Raw genomic sequence first — 16,879 nt, forward strand, 5'->3', positions numbered from 1 at the left:
CAGTTAAATATAAAAGCTAAAACAGACCTTTATGAGCGCTTATCAACCACTGCTTACCCTGATTCAAGAACGAATCGAACAGAAAGATAAATCACCCTTATATCTGAAGATTGCCGATTCAGTGAAGCTAGCGACTGAGCAACAGATGCTCAAAGGTGGAGACTTCATTCCTACCGAGCGTGAGTTCAGTGACAAGCTTGGTGTGTCTCGTATCACCGTTCGTAAAGCGTTGGATATATTAGATAAAGAAGGCGTGATTGTTCGCTCTCGCGGTTTGGGTACCATGATCAGTGAAACCGTTGAGTACTCCAGTAAAGAAGCGACCGGCTTCTCTCAACAAGTGGTTTTGAAAGGCAAAAAGCCCGACACGTTATGGATTAAGAAAGACGTGATTGCGTGTTCTACTGAAATAGCTAAGATGCTAAAAATTGCAGAGAACGATCAAGTTTTTCTATTGAAGCGCGTTCGTTACATCGACGAGCAAGCCGTATCTATTGAAGAGTCTTACGTTCCTGCGCATCTTATCCACGACCCAGACGAGATTCAGTTGTCGCTTTACGACTACTTCCGTAGCCAAGATATCTCGCCAACCAAAACACAAAGTCGTGTATCCGCTAAGATGCCAACCGAAGAGTTTCTAGAGAAGCTCAACATTGATGAAACAGTGCCAGTGCTGCTTATCGAGCAAACCGCTTACGACAAAAAAGGCGTGCCGATTGAATACAGTATCAACCGCTGTCGTGGTGATATGTATGTGTTCGTGAGCGAAGACTAGCTCCTAGCTCCTAGCTCCTAGCATCAATAATGACAGCAGATACAAAAAGCCCGTTAGTCTTACTCGAATTAGCAATCGCAACTAATTAACAGTAGGACTAACGGGCTTTTTCGTTTTCTTATTATCATTGCCGAGAGCTAAAAGGGCTTTCTCACTTGGTCAAATTACCAAGCAATTGCTCACACTGGGCTTTTAGCGATTTAAGCTCATCTTCATTCATCTTAGAAAGACACAACATTTCTACTGGCACTGTTTGCGCTTGCTCTTTGAGCTCTACCCCCGCAGGTGTCAGTTTAATAACCCGAACTCGTTCATCTTCAGCACTGCGAGTTCTAAGCACATAACCTTTCGCTTCCAAACGCTTGAGTAATGGCGTCAATGTACCAGAATCTAAATGCGTTTTTGCGCCTAGCGCTTTGACATTTATCTCTTTTTCTTCCCAAAGCACCATCATCACAATGTATTGCAAGTAAGTAAGATCAAGTGCTTTCAGCAAAGGTTGATACGCTCTACTCATTGCATTCGATGCACTATACAGCGCGAAACACACCTGATTATCCAGCTTTAGATAGTCATCTTGGTCGCTCATGATCGCCTCACCAATAATTTAAATTGTGCACAATATACTTGCGCGCTCAAATTTTATCAATTAAGCTAGCTTTAAAATTGAGTTGCGCACAACTTAATTGTACAAAATCATAATTAAGGACTAAAACAATGACAACACTCTACACAACTTCTGCAACAGCAACGGCGGGTCGTAACGGCCAAGTTTCTACTGATGACAATCTGCTTTCAGTGGCGTTGAGCTACCCTAAAGAGATGGGTGGTACAGGTGAAGCGACCAACCCTGAGCAACTGTTTGCTGCGGGCTACTCTGCGTGTTTCTCAAATGCTCTACTTCACGTTGCGAAAGAGATGAAAATTAAAATCGCATCGGCGCCAACCACTGCAACAGTCGGTATTGGACCAAATGAAAACGGTGGCTTTACTTTAACGGTTGCTCTATCGATTCAACTGGATCTAGAGCAAGAACAAGCTGTTACGCTTGTGAAAACGGCGCACCAAGTTTGCCCTTACTCAAATGCTGTTCGTGGCAACATTGATGTAAAATTGTCGGTTAACGGACAAGCGCTTTAGTCTCAAAGTTAAACCAGAAAGATACGCTTATAGAGATGTCAGTAGACGCCTAAAATTGAGCCTTATCCCTAAGTTACTTTGCTTTGAGCGAGTAACTTGGGGATTGTTCATTAGTTAATAGCGAACAAGCCTTACCAAAACAAATCGATACTCAGATCCCGCAACGTCGGATTGGCAGACACCGTAACGCCAGATTGGCAGACACCGAAAATAGATATCGACATATTGCGATATCTTAGTTTCAAGGGTATATTTCATTTAAATCGGAAATAGCAGTCAAACACCATGTCAGACGTGAACGAAATTTTAAAATCCATCAACAACCCTGTACGCAGAGATATTCTTCATTGGCTTAAGTCGCCTCAAGAGCACTTTAACTTAGAGAAACAACTCGTTGATACCGATGTTGAGGGGGTATGCGTTAGCATTATTCAGGAGAAGAGTGGCTTATCTCAATCTACCGTTTCTTCTTACCTCTCGAACCTGCAGCGTGCGAAGTTAGTGACATCAAAACGCATTGGCTCGTGGACTTACTACAAGCGTAATGACGAATACATCGAGAAATTCCTGAAAGCGCTGTCTGATTCCCTTTAGTTGAAAAGAACAAAAATCAACAGAACAGCAGTTAGATAGCAAGATGAAAACTGGATGGAATCACGCCATCCTTTATGACGAATATCATTTTTAAAAATCAACATATCGAGATTTTTAGATATCTAGTTATCGCACTATTCAATAATAATGATGCCGATACTAAAAATGCAGCGGAGCCGACAAACATGAACAAGTCTATTCAATCCTTTGACCCAAGTAATGGTGAACTCCTTGGCGAGGTAAACCACACTTCGGCTGAAGAAGTAACTCAAACCATCCACAAAGCAAAAGCAGCACAAAAAGCATGGCGCAAACTTTCGATGAACGAGCGAGTGCTGACCATTATCAAAGCCTATCAACAACTTGATAAGTACGAAGAGTCCCTCTCACAGATGCTTGCTCGTGAAATGGGTAAAGACATTCGCCGTGCGACCGGAGAAGCAACCGGTGCGATCTACATGGGTCAGCACTATGCAGAAGATGCTCAGCGTGCACTCAACACTCGAAAATTACCCGGCTCAACAGAACTTCAATACCGTCCACTAGGTGTTGTCGGAGTTATATCTCCTTGGAACTACCCGGTGATGATGGCAAACAACCTCATTGTGCCAGCACTGGTCGCCGGCAATAGCGTGATTCTAAAACCTTCAGAAGAGACACCTCTCATCGCTGAAGCATTCTTTGGTGAACTGCAAAAGCACTTACCAAAGAATGTCTTGACCGTGATGCAAGGTGATGGTGAAACAGGCAAAGCATTAGTCGAAGGCGACATCCAAATGATCGCGTTCACTGGCTCAAAAGCAACAGGCCAAGACATCATGCGACGTGCAGCGAGCAAGGTAAAACGCTTGGTCATGGAGTTAGGTGGCAAAGACCCAATGATTGTGATGCGTGATGCCAACCTAGAACAAGCAGCTCGCTTTGCCGTCGCAGGCAGCTTTGAGAACTCAGGGCAAATGTGTACTTCAATTGAACGTATCTATGTTGATGATCGTATCGCTGAAAAATTTGAACAACGTGTCACCGAGATCGCCAACATGTACCAGATTGGCCCGTGGGATATGCCGAACGTCAATATCGGGCCAATCATTAATGCCACACAACATCGCAAGATTGTCGAACAGCTAGAAGACGCGCAACAGAAAGGAGCGACTTTCCTTTTAGGCAGTCCTAAGCAACCCGAGCGTTATATCCGCCCTACAGTAATCACCGGAATGACAGCAGAAATGAAACTCGAAACAGAAGAGACTTTCGGTCCAGTTGTCGCGATCAGTCACTATTCCAACATTGAAGATGCGATTGAGCGAGCCAACGCCAGTGAGTACGGCCTAGGTGCTGTGGTCTTTGGAAACCAAGGCGTCAATGACGTTGCTGACGAACTTGACGCTGGCATGGTTGGCATTAATCAAGGACAAGGCGGCAGTGGTGATGCCCCATGGGTTGGCGCGAAACAGAGCGGCTTGGGATTCCATGGTTCTGTTGACGGACACCGTCAGTTTGCACAAGTAAAAGTGGTTTCAAAATAAGGGCCCATGATGATTAACAATGAAAATTTTTATGTAGTTAGACGCGAATCAGGCACTCAACGCAGTGACCTACCCGTATGGGCACCAAAATCGGCTAATCCATTTGCACTTGATAACCACGTAAACGCGGTGACACGCGCTGAAGTAAACAATGTACCGGGTGCTTTCCAGTTACTCGATGTGCTGCTCCCTGAAGAAGTTCAGCGCATACTCGATGAAGCCAACCAACTTGGCTTTACGGAAGATGCAGCCGTTTCTTTACCGAGAGAAGTTCGTCACAATCAGAATCTCAACTTGATCGCGGATACTGAAACCCTCGAGATTATTTGGAAGCGTTGCCAAGATCATTTCGTTGATAAATACGATCACTTTGCTGACGTGAAACCTTTGGGTATTAACGGTCGTTTTCGCTTTTATCGTTACGATGAAGGGGACTTCTTTAAGATGCATGCCGATGGATCGTGGCCTGGTAGTCAGGTTGTCGATGGGGAGTTAGTCGATGATTCGTTTGGCGACCGTTGGAGCATGTATACCTTCTTGATTCTATTAAGTGACGACTTTGTTGGCGGCGAAACTCAATTTATGGTTAACCGAAATGACCCGAGTAAGCCTGCTCGTCGTCAAGGGCATCATCAGGAGCATGCGAATATAGAATCGGTTAGAACACCAAGCGGCAGCGTTCTGTGCTTCCCTCACGGTACTCATCCAGCCCATTGCATACATGGTTCTGCGCCAATACTGTCTGGAACCAAGTACATTGTTCGTACCGATGTGTTGTTTGAACTTTAGCTTGTTATCTTCATAAGTTGTTGTCTTAGTAGCTTTGTCTCTGCAAAAAAATGTCCCGCTCTAAGCGGGACATTTCGTTATATAAGATTCGATAGATCTTAACTTTAGACTCTTAGCTATTAGCTATTAGCCATGAGCTCGGACAGATTAACTCTTAAACGTACTCGAGAGCTCTTTCAGTGATGTTGCCAGTTCTGCTTGTTCTTTAGCTGTCGCTGCAATTTGTGTTGCGCCCGTCGTCGATTCCGTCGACTTCTGCTCTACCGCAACTACGTTCTGAGCAATGTCTTGTGTCACAACGGCTTGTTCTTCTGTTGCCGTTGCAATCTGCTCTGTCATACTAAAGATCTCACTGACCGCGGTCGAAATACCTTGCAGCGTATTCTCTACATCTTTTGAATCTTCAACCGCTTTCGATGACATCTTCTTGCTGTTATCAATCACGTTAAATGCCGTTTGCACATCTGATTGAAGTGAACTGATGAAGCCCTCAATCTCTAACGTCGACTCTTGCGTACGCTGCGCCAGTGTACGAACTTCATCTGCTACAACTGCGAAACCACGACCTTGTTCACCAGCACGAGCCGCTTCAATCGCCGCATTCAGCGCCAACAAGTTAGTTTGGTCTGCAACCGACTTAATCACATCAATCACACTGTTAATGTTATTGCTGCTTTCGTGTAGGTGAGTAATTTTCTCAGCCAAACCGTTAATTTCAGAGGCCAGCGTTTCTATCGATTGGTAAGAGTGCTGAACGGTACTCAAGCCTTCTTGCGATTGCTCATCGACCATTTTAGCCGAGCTTGCTGTCTGCTGAGTTTTAGCCGCAACTTCATTCACTGTCGCTGACAGCTCTTCAGTCGCTGTTGCGATCAAACCAATTTGGTCTTGCTGCTCAACCAAGGTATTGGAATTGTATTGGCATGTTTGCGCAGTTTCTTCTGCTGCTGAAGCCAGTGTCAGGCTAGATTGAGATAAGCTATCAATAACCCCGGAGAACTTCTCTAGTGTTTCATTAAGCGATGAAGATATCTGACCCAATTCGCTATTGCCTGCATAAGTCGCACGAACGGTTAAGTCATTGTCATTACGAACTTTAGATAGCACTCGCGTTAGATCTTTAACTCGTCTCGTTAGGTCAGTGATCGCTTTAAAGCTCACAAACGTGGCGAACAGGGTGATCACCACAAACATCGCAATACTGGCCATCATCGCTGATTGAGCGTCCTGAGTTTTTTGCTCCGTCAAAACAATCAATGAGTCCGCAAGTTGATTCTCTGTTTTCTTTAACTGAACAATTCGAGCCGTTGATTGAGAGAACCAGTAAACAGGGTCAACATCAAAACCACTCATTTTCGATTCAGCGAGATCACGAAGCTTCTCTACTTCTGCGATCGAGCGGTCATTCAACTGTTGCTCAAAGAAACGCACGTTGGCTGAGTTGCTCAACACTTCGAAGTTTGAGAAGTAGGTATTTTGCTCTGTCACCAAGGAGATGAATTTCACCAGCATACCTGGGCCAAACTCATTTTTAGAAAAGGTGTTGTTGAGGACAGCGCGCTCGATACCTGCTCGCTCTTTACCTTGCAAGAAGTTGTAGTAAGCGATGGTTTCAGTCGTAATGGTGGCATCAGAACTCAGCTCAGCAATTAAGGCCGATACGCTAAGCAACTTTGCATTCAGTTTTGTGTAGTAACCCAAAGCTTCAGAAAGCGGGATAGATTGAGAATCCACTCGATTACGAATCGTGGTTATCTGATTAAGGCTTCGGCTGATTTCTGTATTCAACTTTGTGATTTGCGGCAAATCGATATCAGCAGACTGCCAATATTCGTTTCTTTGGTCACGTCGAGTATCCGCACTTGTTCTTTGTGAGCGTAGTTCACTGACAAACTGAGTACCCTGTGAGCCGATAAAGCCAGCCGTCATGCCTCGCTCTTTTTGCAACTCATGCACCAATTCACTGTAAACAACCGACAAGCGTGTCAGTTGATTCAATGAAGACATTTCACTCGTCGTTTCTACGCCTTTTGAAATCGCAGAAACACTGAGCCATAGAAACCCTAAGATCGGCAAAATAAGCAAAGCAATTATTTTTTGCTTAAAAGACATATCGGATAATTTCATTTTTATTCCCTAGCAGCTAACAAATCTCTATCTGTCATGTAATTAGACACACTTCTAAACCGGTATGCCCTTGTTGAGATCATATAATTATTCAGTTTTAACAATTACCGTTCTATATCGACGGCAATCGATAAATCTAACACTTAACCTTACAAAACTCATTGATTTATTTATAAAACTGCAAGCTATGCAACCTTAGTAGCCATACAAATGCGTGCAACAACATTATATTGGCGGAGTGACTAAAAATTGACAGTTTATGCATAGCCACAAAGAGGTAGATCGGTACTCGCAGTATAATCCTTACCAAACCATGCACTCGCGATCATCTATAAATTCAACATCAAATATGTATAATGCCGAGCTCTTAAAATTAACGTAGATGCATAATTAGAGGTTTTATGAATTGTCCTGCTTGCGAAGAAAACATTGGATGGGAGTGGGTAGAAGAGGCAGCAATTGAACCCAACGAAGAATTCAACTGCCCAGAATGCGATGAAACTCTAATGTATACCATTGATGAAGGCACCTATTACGGTGCGCAACATAAAACTGTAGAAGTAGTCGACGCGTAAAATTCAGCCTTGTGACTACACACTGGCCACTTTGTTTCAAACACTTAGCAAATAACTAAACTAAGCGGCTCACTTTCTTACTGGCTCTTCTTTACTAGAACGGGCGTTCAGCATAAAATATTGAACATATGTTCAGATTAATGAAGTAGATGTTATGGCCAAGACAGCGAAGTTCGATAGACAAGATGTAGTAGATAAAGCAACTAACCTGTATTGGGAAAAGGGCTTTCACGCGACTTCTATGCGCAACCTACAAGACGTGATTGATATGCGTCCGGGCAGCATCTACGCGACTTTTGGCAGTAAAGAAGGCCTATTTAAGGAAACTCTTGCTCGTTATACCGAGCTTGGCATTCTCAATCTGAACCGCTTCCGCAGTGAAACGGACTCGCCGATTAAAGCGCTCGAAAATTTTGTGAAGCGCGCCGTGGTCGAATCTAAACAGAGCTCTCCTAACGGCATGTGCATGTTAGCTAAAACGGTTGCTGAACTGACTAACGAGCACGCAGAATTATTAGCAGAAGCGAAGAAATCATTAAAGATCATGGAAGGTGAATTCGCCAAGTTGATAGCTGAATCACAAGATCTAGGTGAGATAAGAAAAGAGCGAGAACCCGCTCAGCTTGCTCGTCATGTTCAAGTTCAAATCGCTGGCCTGCGTACCTATGCGAAAACATGCGACGACATCGAATTACTCAATTCGATGGTTGAGGATGTATTTAAGTACCACCCTTTTTAGAGGCTGAACTTATATAAGTTCAGCCCATATAAAAAGACGCCCAAGTATTATTATCAATACTTGGGCGTCTTTTTATTTATCGCTTTTCAGCCAATCTCAAGAGCCGATTACTTTGATACTTTCGTCATGATTAACGCCTGTGCATTAAGCATCGCTTCTTTGGTGCTGACATCTAAGGTTTTCACGTTCGCAAAGCGCTCGACTTCTTTGATTGCCACATCGTGAGCAAAAATCACTAGCCTAGCTTTTTCAATATCTTTTTGTGTAATGCGATTGCCTATCCCGTTTGCACCTTGTGTTTCGACTTTTATTCGAACCCCAAGATGATGCGCCGCCTTTTCCAAAGACTTAGCCGCCAGAAAAGTGTGCGCGACACCTGACGGGCAAGAAGTAATAGCAAGTACATCAGCTTGCCCTTCTTCCGTGACCGAACCACCCGCAAATTGATTAGAGCGAGACTCGTCTTCAACCACATTCTTTTTAAGCAGTATCACGATCGCAGCCGTCGTCAGTGCACCCGCTAACGTTCCAACAATGTAGCCAATCTTGCCATCAACCACAGGCAAAACAATCCAGCCCCCCCAAGGAGCATGGTTTACTACATGGAACATAAAGCCAACCACGTTACCGACAATGCCACCAGCCACAACCGCAGGCAGAACACGCGCAGGATCGGCCGCTGCAAATGGGATTGCACCTTCACTGATGCCAATCATTCCCATAATACCTGCTGCTTTACCTGCTTCGCGTTCGTCTCGTTTAAACTTCTTCGGCGATAAGAAAGTCGCCAGCGCCATACCTAATGGGGGTGTACAAATGGCAATGCCAACGCCCCCCATTAACCATGGCTGAGTATTCACCTGAGTTTGTGCAAACAACGTAGCTACTTTGTTGATTGGGCCGCCCATATCAAACGCGGTCATTGCACCTAGAATGCTACCCAGTACCACTTTTCCTGAGCCAGCCATGCCAGTCAGCATTTGATTCATCTCAAGCATCACCTGCGCAATGGGGGCACCAATCACCCACATCACAGCCCCACAGGTAACAAAAGTGCCGACAAGCGGATAGATGAAGATAGAGCTCAGCGAGATCATGCTGTCTGGCAGCTTAATTTTCTTAAGTAGATTAACCACAAAGCCTGCGAAAAAGCCGACCACAATCGCACCAAGGAAACCAGTGTTGTATTGATTAACCGCCACCCAAGAACCAATCATTCCAGGAGCTAAACCCGGTTTGTCGGCCATTGAATACGCGATGTAACCACCGAGTACCGCAGTAAACAGGGTTAGCCCCGCGATGCCCATTTGCGCGATGTCAGCCAGAACGCCGCTCTCAGGCACAGCGCCATGACCCGACATCATTACCGACAAAGACAAAAGCACACCACCCGCGACCACGAACGGAATCATGTGTGAGGTGCCGTATAACAAGTGTTCTTTAAGGCGATTAAGAGATTGTGCCCAAGGGCTGAGTGGCTCGACATACACTTCATGATGGCTAGAGGCGTAACTATCGAACGATTCTAAATTGGCTTCGAGAAATAGCTCTTGAGCTTCCTCGACCGACTCCACCGCCTTTAATTTTGTAACAAAGCCATCTTCGATAAGTCTGGTCGAAATCTGAGCTAGTACCTCGATATGGTGGTCGTCGTGGTTATCGGGAGAAGCGAGCATAAAGAACACATCCGACAGCTCGCCGCCGTCTGCGCCATAATCGATGCCAGAACGGCTGATACCTACCGCCACAGCAGGTTTAGCTACGGCAGTACTTTTCGCGTGTGGAATCGCAATACCATCGTCAAAACCTGTATTACCGATGGCTTCACGCTTCCAGATATCATCAAGGAATTCACGTTTATTGGAGAGCTTACCGGCACGGTCGAGCAGTTCAACAAGCTCTTCAAATACCGCCTGTTTTGAGTCTGCTTGTAAATCTAAGCAGATGATCTCGGGCTCGATAATGTTGGTGATATCCATATGCTGCTCTGCCTCGCCTGATTTCAGACTGAAGTAATTAGTATCTGTTAACCTAGGGATAAGGTTAATAAGATGAAAAGATTAACGGTGTGAAGGCACTCAATATATAGGACGAAAGGTGCATTAACTGGATTATTGTAACCAAGAACTCAGAGTGTGACTTTCACCTTGGAATAAAAAACGCCAATCCATAAAATCCACAGAACCCATAACAATATCGTCCCTCCGCCATGCGAGCTTTCTATACTGGATTTCCCATGCAAGATAGCTTTTCCAAGGTAGCTTCTGAAAGGTAGCTTTTGTAACGTAACAGGGACGAGATTAAGCCGAGAATAATAATGAGAATTGTAGCGGTAACTGCGTGCCCTACAGGCATTGCGCATACTTATATGGCAGCTGATGCTCTAAATAAAACAGCCCCTAAGTTCAACGTTTCAATCAAGGTTGAGACGCAAGGCGCTATGGGTATTGAAAACTTATTGACCGCCCAAGATATTACCCTCGCAGACAAAGTGTTGATCGTCTCTGATATCGACATCGAACAACCAAGCCGATTTGAGCCAGCGAAAACCGTATTTGTTCCAATGGAAGAGGTACTGTTGAGTGTCGATAAAGTCTTTATTAAGCATTGTCGAACTTAAACTTTTGATGAACGAATATCAGATCACCTTCTTCGTTGACGATCCTGCCGCAAACTCACATGTCGCGCAACCCCTTACTCGATTAGCGAAGAAGTTCAAAAGCAACATCCGCATTATCAACATCACTCAAAATCGAACCGCTGATCTCTCCAAATCCGTTGCGATGCTGCAAGTAGGTTTACTTCGTGGTGATTTGTGTCAGATAACCGCGGTTGGGATTGATGCGGAGCTGGCCTGTTTCGTTCTAAAAGACGTAATTGCTGAGCATTACGACATGGTTGGCTCACAAGTGAACCATGAATTCTCGAAAGATCTAATCCAGCGAATGCCGCAGATATGCCCACCTTGTGATATCAAATGGCACCACGCTAAGGCGCAAACCCAACTGACCAAATTTGAGTGCTTAAAAGGGCTCGCTCACCTTGTTTATCCGGAAGACCCAGATGAACTGATTCTGGCATTTATTAAGCGAGAGGAACGCTCTTCAACCTGCGTGTCACCGGGTATCGCACTGCCGCATGTGATGTTTGAATCGACTCAAGATCTCTCAATTGCCGTTATTGTCAGTGACGACCCGATTGACTGGGCATCACGTATTGGCGAAGTGCACGTTGCTATTGCTTTGGTATTGCCAACCAAGCCACAGCGAGAGCACATTGTGGCGGCGACCAACCTAACTCGAAACCTTCTTCACGATCAGGTCAATGAGCGTCTGCAAAAGACCCGAAGCAGCGTCGACCTGCAAGCTCTGTTGATGTACATATCATCTCGCCTGCTTTAAGGCTACTCACTCAAAAATACGGCTCAACAAAAAAATACGGTCCCAACTAAAAAAGACGGCTTAACTAGTTAGAGCCACGATATTCGGTCGGCGTTCTACCGGTGCGATTCTTAAACACGCGGCAGAAGTAGTTCACATCTTTAAAGCCACAACGTAGTGCCACTTCATTGAGTTTGAAGTTGTACTTCTTAAGCATAAACTTAGCGCGATCGACCCGCACGCGGGTAATGTACTCTGCTAGCGTCATGTGGCCTTGCTGACGGAACATTCGCGACAAGTGATTGGATGAAATGCTAAAGCGTGAGGCAATGCTGTCTCGGGTGATTTGGCGGTGGAAGTTCTCTTGAATGTAGATACAAATCCCCTGATACACATCCTGTACTCGGCTATGAGATTTTTCTACGGGCGCTTCCAGCATGATTTTACTGTATTGCAGTAGAGCTTGCAGCAATAACTCATCCATCGGCTGCTTGTTGCTCTCCCTCGCTAGCGAGCTAAGCGCCTCCAAGATATTATCAATCGCAAACCCTGATCGAGTCTGAATACTGTGCTTTTGAATATCGTAAAAGCTCTCTTCCCCTTTGCGCTTACTCACCAAACTTAAACCCAGCTGACGACGACCAAACAACATACTCAACACTGAGCAGTCAGTATCCCAGTTAGGTTTATTCCAGCAGTTAGGTGGGATGAAAATCGCGTCTCCGGCTTTGGCAATAACGTTAGTGATCTTACGATCATGACTCTCCATTTCATTAATATACTCTCCGTCTAGCACCAGCTCTAAGCGCGGAAAGTTCACCTGATAACTGCACGCTGAAGGTGTATGAAAATCTCCAGCAAACCAGATGTTATGAAACGGTTCTCGCTCATTTAACACCGACGAGATTAAGTCATGAAATATCATTATTCGAACTCTTATAAGCAGCAATAAGGCTACCGGAATAGATATACCTGTAACTGAAACATAGCGCTATTGAGCAAAATCACAATTTGAGATCTAGGTTACAAAAATCCAGTCTTAGAAATAAATCTCCAGTGGAGAAATCGATTAGGCACGTAATTTCCCAGATAACAAAACACGCTGTAGCCCTTATAAATAAAAGCTTTAAAGCACGACAAATCTTGTCAACACAGGGCTAAAAACGCCCGTTAGACCGATCAAAATCACACTCCACTTATAACGCAACAATCATCCAGTAAATGCATTTTTTCTTCACTACAGAAGGCAAGCCGTAGATTCCAGAATACCCCTAACAAAATAAAAACAGAGTAGGGGTTCATTATGATCACGACATTGATCAATCAAGATTTGATTAAGCTTTCGCTTAGCGCTAATTCAAAAGAAGACGTATTTAAAGAGCTGATAGACGTGCTTTACGCACAAGGTAGAATCTCAGACAAAGCACAGTTTCTTGCCGACATTAAGGCTCGTGAAGAACAAGGTAATACCGGATTTGAAGAAGGTATTGCTCTGCCACACGCGAAAAGCACTGCGGTGATTAAACCCGCGGTTGTTATCGGTGTCCATCAACAGGGTATCGAGTACGGCGCAGATGACGGCCAGCCATCAAAACTATTCTTCATGATTGCCTCTCCTGATGGTGGTGATAATCACCACATCGAAGTACTGGCAGAGCTTTCTTCAAAACTGATTGAAGAAGGCTTTATCGAAAGCTTCATGAATGCTCAATCTGAACAAGAAGCTTTGGAATTACTGCTTACCAAACCTGAGCCTTCAGAAACGGAAACCAACGTTGAGAAACAAGGCTTCATCATTGGTGTAACTGGCTGCCCAGCTGGCGTTGCACACACGTATTTAGCCGCCGAAGCACTAGAAAAAGGCGCGGCGGCTCTTGGCTACGACATCAAGGTCGAAACTAACGGCTCTATCGGCGTTAAAAACAGCCCAACTCAAGAAGAGATCGAACGCGCAGATGCGATTGTGGTGGCTTGTGATAAACAGGTCGACATGGCTCGCTTTGCCGGAAAACGCGTTATCAGCACCAACGTAAAAGCGCCAATCAAAGACGCACAAGGCTTGATCAAACAAGCTCTCAACGCGCCAAGTTATCAAGCTGAACAAGCGCCGACCAACCAATCCGTTGCCGAAAAAGCATCACAAGCGCGTTCTGACCTTTACCGTTACTTGATGAATGGCGTATCACACATGATCCCATTCGTGGTGACGGGCGGCCTTTTGATTGCGCTTGCACTGGCTATTGGCGGCGAGCCAAGCGAGTCTGGCATGGCGATTCCTGCTGGCAGCATGTGGAACCAAATTCTAGAAGTCGGTGTGGTTGCCTTCACATTGATGATCCCAATCTTGGCTGGCTACATTGCTTACGCGATTGCTGACCGCCCTGCTCTAACCCCAGGTTTGATTGGCGGTTGGATTGCCAACAACGGTTCTTTCTACGGCGCTGACGCAGGCACTGGCTTCATCGGCGCAATCATTGCCGGTCTATTAGTGGGTTACTTCGTTAAGTGGATTACCTCGTTTAACTACCACAAATTCGTTCAACCGCTTGTACCTATCATGATCGCTCCGATCACTGGCTCTTTGTTCATCGCAGGTCTGTTCATTTTTGTTATCGGCGCACCTATCGCAGGGCTGATGGATGCTCTTACTGCCCTACTTACTAGCATGAGCACAGGCAACGTGGTTCTACTAGGCATAGTACTGGGTGGTATGGCTGGTTTTGATATGGGCGGCCCATTCAACAAGGTGGCGTTCCTATTCTCAGTCGGCATGATTGCTAGCGGTCAGACTCAATTCATGGGTGCAATGGCGTGTGCAATTCCTGTGGCTCCACTGGGTATGGCTATCGCTACCAGACTTGGCCGTAAGTTCGACCTGTTCGAATCTTCTGAAATTGAAGCGGGTAAAGCAGCTGGTGCGATGGGCTTGGTGGGAATCTCTGAAGGTGCGATTCCTTTCGCAGCTCAAGACCCTATGTCGGTTATCCCTGCCAACGTACTTGGTTCAATGACTGCAGCGGTTATGGCGTTCTCGTTTGGTATCACCAACAGCGTGGCTCACGGTGGCCCAGTTGTGGCTCTACTCGGTGCTATGAACTACCCAATGTTGGCACTGCTGTGCATGGCGTCTGGTGCGGGCGTAACTGCGGTTACTTGTATTGCGCTCAAAAACCTACGTAAAGCCAAGCTAACAACAGCAGCGGCTTAAGCCATTTCAACTCCAATGGCTTGAGCCCTTTTACTCTCCTTTTTTTAGGAACGAATAGAGCTCAAGCCATGTTTCCCTTCATGGTGATTTCGATGTCTGATTTTTCTTTAGCGAACGACTCGTTCGTACAACGCTTTTTCTACCCTATGACCAACGTGATTCAGAACTACGCATGGGGTAGCCCTTCTTCGTTTAGCCAACTGTTTGGTATTGATAACCAATCTGGCGAGCCGCAAGCGGAGATCTGGATGGGCGCTCACCCCAATGGTTGTTCTATGGTGAACAATAACGGGCAGCAGACCACCCTATCGAGCTTGATCTCTCAGAACCTAAACCTGTTTCTAAGTGAGAAAGTGGCGAGTCGTTTTGGTGAGCTGCCGTATCTGTTTAAGGTATTAGCAGCAGAGAAAGCACTCTCAGTTCAAGTACACCCGAATAAGCAACAAGCGGAATCTGGGTATGCACTCGAAGAGCAGCAAGGCATTCCAATGACGGCGGGCAACCGTAACTACAAAGATGCCAATCACAAGCCAGAACTGGTGTATGCCCTAACCGACTACACGGCGATGAATGGTTTTAGGTCGATCGACGAGATCCTTGAACATTTCCACTACCTCGACATTCCAGAGCTGCATTCGATGATCAACGATTTAGCGGGCGATCAAACACCGAATGGATTAGCGTGCTTTTTCGCAAGCCTGTTGTCTTTGGAAGGCGAACAAAAAGGAATGGCACTCACCATGTTGTTGATGAAGGCGAAGCTTTCAGATACACCTGTGTTCCAGTTGATTTCAGAGTTGGAACAACAGTATCCGGGTGATGTCGGCCTGTTTGCCCCGCTGCTATTGAATGTGATCACCCTAAAGCCAGGGCAAGCCATGTATTTGGATGCCGAAACGCCCCACGCTTACATCAAAGGGACTGGATTAGAGATCATGGCGAATTCCGATAATGTGCTTCGTGCCGGATTGACACCTAAGTACATGGATATCAATGAACTAGTCTCTTGTACTCAATTCAATGAAAAGCCTGCGGATAGGTTACTGCTAAGCCCAGTTGAGCAAGGTGATGTAATGGAATACCAAATTCCCGTCGAGGATTTTAAGTTCTCTATCGTCCAGAATTCTCATAAGAGAGAGATCACTACTGAGGGCGCAGAGATCTTGCTGCCGATCGATGAATCCATGGTGCTCACCCATCAATGCGGTGAAACCTGTGTGATAGAGAAAGGCCAATCGGTTTTCATTCCCGCTTATGCTGAGAGTTACAAACTGGATTGTGTTGGGCGTGTTGCACGCGCTTACAGTTAGTCAGCACTGAGCAAATCTAAATAAACTCACACTGATCATGCCCTGCTTTTGCGGGGCATTTTTGTTTTTACGAAGCCTATTGGCGTATCAAAAACATAATCAAAACGCCATTAAGTATGACCCGTATCACACTGCATTAATGATGCAAATCACACTTAATTTTGCTTGGTACAAATATGCAGTGAAGGGCTTTTATTTGCTATTTCGAGAATCGGGTTAATCCATTAATTTTAATTCAAGAACTTCAATAGTGAATGAGTTAATAAATGATCACACAGCTAACTAACGTCAACTTAATTAATAACAACCTTCAAGCGAAAAATAAAAAAGAATTGTTTGAAGAATTGGCAGGCATGTTATTTGAGAACAAGCGAATCAGCAGTAAAGAAGCCTTCTTGGCAGACATCGAAGTTCGTGAATCTCAAAGCATTACCTCAATGGACGGCATTGCTTACCCACACTCAAAAAGCAATGCAGTCACTGAACCCGCAATTGCTGTCGGTGTTAAGCGTGAAGGTATCGAGTATGGCGATGAAGACGGCATCAATCCAACCGTATTTTTTATGATTGCATCACCAGATAACGGTGCTGACCATCATATTTATGTACTACAAGAACTATTTGGAAAATTCAGCGATGAATTTATTCAAGATATCCATAACGCAAAAGACGAACAACAGATCCTTAATATTTTAATTAATTCATAAGGCGTAGAA

The 16,879-nt window shown here is 45.1% G+C and carries 16 protein-coding genes; 12 read left to right on the forward strand and 4 right to left on the reverse strand.

Annotated features, from left to right (window positions below):
- Positions 1–31 precede the first annotated feature (31 nt).
- The gene (locus tag M4S28_RS17030) at positions 32–775 is read left to right on the forward strand and encodes a GntR family transcriptional regulator (protein WP_249633293.1); all 744 of its coding nucleotides are present in this window, start codon (positions 32–34) and stop codon (positions 773–775) included.
- 151 nt (positions 776–926) lie between these two features.
- Here the strand turns inward: M4S28_RS17030 and ohrR are convergent, their stop codons facing one another.
- Entirely contained in the window at positions 927–1,364 is a 438-nt protein-coding gene (gene ohrR / locus M4S28_RS17035; RefSeq protein WP_249633294.1) for a transcriptional regulator OhrR, read from the reverse strand.
- 128 nt (positions 1,365–1,492) lie between these two features.
- Between ohrR and ohr the strand changes: the two genes are divergently transcribed.
- From ohr to M4S28_RS17055, 4 genes are all read left to right on the forward strand, one after another.
- Positions 1,493–1,915: an organic hydroperoxide reductase Ohr gene (gene ohr, locus M4S28_RS17040; protein ID WP_249633295.1), complete on the forward strand. Its 423-nt coding sequence runs from the start codon at positions 1,493–1,495 to the stop codon at positions 1,913–1,915.
- 285 nt (positions 1,916–2,200) lie between these two features.
- On the forward strand, positions 2,201–2,509 hold the full coding sequence (locus tag M4S28_RS17045; protein WP_004732945.1) for an ArsR/SmtB family transcription factor: 309 nt from the start codon (positions 2,201–2,203) through the stop codon (positions 2,507–2,509).
- A 185-nt stretch (positions 2,510–2,694) separates the two neighbouring features.
- Positions 2,695–4,035, forward strand: coding sequence for an aldehyde dehydrogenase family protein (locus M4S28_RS17050; protein WP_249633296.1), 1,341 nt, complete (start codon positions 2,695–2,697; stop codon positions 4,033–4,035).
- A gap of 9 nt (positions 4,036–4,044) precedes the next feature.
- The gene (locus M4S28_RS17055; protein ID WP_249633737.1) at positions 4,045–4,824 is read left to right on the forward strand and encodes a 2OG-Fe(II) oxygenase family protein; all 780 of its coding nucleotides are present in this window, start codon (positions 4,045–4,047) and stop codon (positions 4,822–4,824) included.
- Between the two features lie 147 nt (positions 4,825–4,971).
- Here the strand turns inward: M4S28_RS17055 and M4S28_RS17060 are convergent, their stop codons facing one another.
- Positions 4,972–6,951 carry a methyl-accepting chemotaxis protein gene (locus tag M4S28_RS17060; RefSeq protein ID WP_249633297.1) on the reverse strand — a complete coding sequence of 660 codons (1,980 nt, stop codon included), beginning with the start codon at positions 6,949–6,951 and terminating at the stop codon, positions 4,972–4,974.
- A gap of 401 nt (positions 6,952–7,352) precedes the next feature.
- On the opposite strand from M4S28_RS17060, the gene M4S28_RS17065 reads away from it, so the two are divergent.
- On the forward strand, positions 7,353–7,526 hold the full coding sequence (locus M4S28_RS17065; RefSeq protein WP_162838716.1) for a hypothetical protein: 174 nt from the start codon (positions 7,353–7,355) through the stop codon (positions 7,524–7,526).
- A gap of 154 nt (positions 7,527–7,680) precedes the next feature.
- Positions 7,681–8,265, forward strand: coding sequence for a TetR/AcrR family transcriptional regulator (locus M4S28_RS17070; protein ID WP_249633298.1), 585 nt, complete (start codon positions 7,681–7,683; stop codon positions 8,263–8,265).
- A 107-nt stretch (positions 8,266–8,372) separates the two neighbouring features.
- Here M4S28_RS17070 and M4S28_RS17075 read toward each other — a convergent pair whose 3' ends face one another.
- Positions 8,373–10,244 carry a fructose-specific PTS transporter subunit EIIC gene (locus M4S28_RS17075; RefSeq protein WP_249633299.1) on the reverse strand — a complete coding sequence of 624 codons (1,872 nt, stop codon included), beginning with the start codon at positions 10,242–10,244 and terminating at the stop codon, positions 8,373–8,375.
- A 338-nt stretch (positions 10,245–10,582) separates the two neighbouring features.
- Between M4S28_RS17075 and M4S28_RS17080 the strand changes: the two genes are divergently transcribed.
- Together M4S28_RS17080 and M4S28_RS17085 are read left to right on the forward strand one after the other, a co-directional pair.
- Positions 10,583–10,885, forward strand: coding sequence for a PTS fructose transporter subunit IIB (locus M4S28_RS17080; RefSeq protein WP_017092228.1), 303 nt, complete (start codon positions 10,583–10,585; stop codon positions 10,883–10,885).
- Positions 10,886–10,892: 7 nt separating this feature from the next.
- On the forward strand, positions 10,893–11,666 hold the full coding sequence (locus M4S28_RS17085) for a PTS sugar transporter subunit IIA (RefSeq protein WP_054541501.1): 774 nt from the start codon (positions 10,893–10,895) through the stop codon (positions 11,664–11,666).
- A 64-nt stretch (positions 11,667–11,730) separates the two neighbouring features.
- Here M4S28_RS17085 and M4S28_RS17090 read toward each other — a convergent pair whose 3' ends face one another.
- On the reverse strand, positions 11,731–12,570 hold the full coding sequence (locus tag M4S28_RS17090; RefSeq protein ID WP_102540827.1) for a helix-turn-helix transcriptional regulator: 840 nt from the start codon (positions 12,568–12,570) through the stop codon (positions 11,731–11,733).
- Positions 12,571–12,948: 378 nt separating this feature from the next.
- Here M4S28_RS17090 and M4S28_RS17095 point away from each other — a divergent pair, with 378 nt between their 5' ends.
- The 3 genes from M4S28_RS17095 to M4S28_RS17105 all read left to right on the forward strand — a co-directional run bounded on the left by M4S28_RS17095 (position 12,949) and on the right by M4S28_RS17105 (position 16,870).
- Complete coding sequence (locus M4S28_RS17095; RefSeq protein WP_249633300.1) at positions 12,949–14,853, forward strand: PTS fructose transporter subunit IIABC; 1,905 nt, start codon at positions 12,949–12,951, stop codon at positions 14,851–14,853.
- Between the two features lie 92 nt (positions 14,854–14,945).
- Entirely contained in the window at positions 14,946–16,163 is a 1,218-nt protein-coding gene (manA, locus tag M4S28_RS17100; RefSeq protein ID WP_249633301.1) for a mannose-6-phosphate isomerase, class I, read from the forward strand.
- Between the two features lie 266 nt (positions 16,164–16,429).
- On the forward strand, positions 16,430–16,870 hold the full coding sequence (locus tag M4S28_RS17105) for a PTS sugar transporter subunit IIA (RefSeq protein WP_249633302.1): 441 nt from the start codon (positions 16,430–16,432) through the stop codon (positions 16,868–16,870).
- The last annotated feature ends 9 nt before the right edge of the window (positions 16,871–16,879 follow it).

It is taken from the genome of Vibrio sp. J383 (assembly GCF_023503985.1).
GTDB classification, from domain to species: Bacteria; Pseudomonadota; Gammaproteobacteria; order Enterobacterales; family Vibrionaceae; genus Vibrio; species Vibrio splendidus.

Coding starts and splice junctions, on each gene's coding strand:
- M4S28_RS17030 (WP_249633293.1), top strand. CDS start 32: ATGAGCGCTTATCAACCACTGCTTACCCTGATTCAAGAACGAATCGAA.
- ohrR (WP_249633294.1), bottom strand. CDS start 1,364: ATGAGCGACCAAGATGACTATCTAAAGCTGGATAATCAGGTGTGTTTC.
- ohr (WP_249633295.1), top strand. CDS start 1,493: ATGACAACACTCTACACAACTTCTGCAACAGCAACGGCGGGTCGTAAC.
- M4S28_RS17045 (WP_004732945.1), top strand. CDS start 2,201: ATGTCAGACGTGAACGAAATTTTAAAATCCATCAACAACCCTGTACGC.
- M4S28_RS17050 (WP_249633296.1), top strand. CDS start 2,695: ATGAACAAGTCTATTCAATCCTTTGACCCAAGTAATGGTGAACTCCTT.
- M4S28_RS17055 (WP_249633737.1), top strand. CDS start 4,045: ATGATTAACAATGAAAATTTTTATGTAGTTAGACGCGAATCAGGCACT.
- M4S28_RS17060 (WP_249633297.1), bottom strand. CDS start 6,951: ATGAAATTATCCGATATGTCTTTTAAGCAAAAAATAATTGCTTTGCTT.
- M4S28_RS17065 (WP_162838716.1), top strand. CDS start 7,353: ATGAATTGTCCTGCTTGCGAAGAAAACATTGGATGGGAGTGGGTAGAA.
- M4S28_RS17070 (WP_249633298.1), top strand. CDS start 7,681: ATGGCCAAGACAGCGAAGTTCGATAGACAAGATGTAGTAGATAAAGCA.
- M4S28_RS17075 (WP_249633299.1), bottom strand. CDS start 10,244: ATGGATATCACCAACATTATCGAGCCCGAGATCATCTGCTTAGATTTA.
- M4S28_RS17080 (WP_017092228.1), top strand. CDS start 10,583: ATGAGAATTGTAGCGGTAACTGCGTGCCCTACAGGCATTGCGCATACT.
- M4S28_RS17085 (WP_054541501.1), top strand. CDS start 10,893: ATGAACGAATATCAGATCACCTTCTTCGTTGACGATCCTGCCGCAAAC.
- M4S28_RS17090 (WP_102540827.1), bottom strand. CDS start 12,570: ATGATATTTCATGACTTAATCTCGTCGGTGTTAAATGAGCGAGAACCG.
- M4S28_RS17095 (WP_249633300.1), top strand. CDS start 12,949: ATGATCACGACATTGATCAATCAAGATTTGATTAAGCTTTCGCTTAGC.
- manA (WP_249633301.1), top strand. CDS start 14,946: ATGTCTGATTTTTCTTTAGCGAACGACTCGTTCGTACAACGCTTTTTC.
- M4S28_RS17105 (WP_249633302.1), top strand. CDS start 16,430: ATGATCACACAGCTAACTAACGTCAACTTAATTAATAACAACCTTCAA.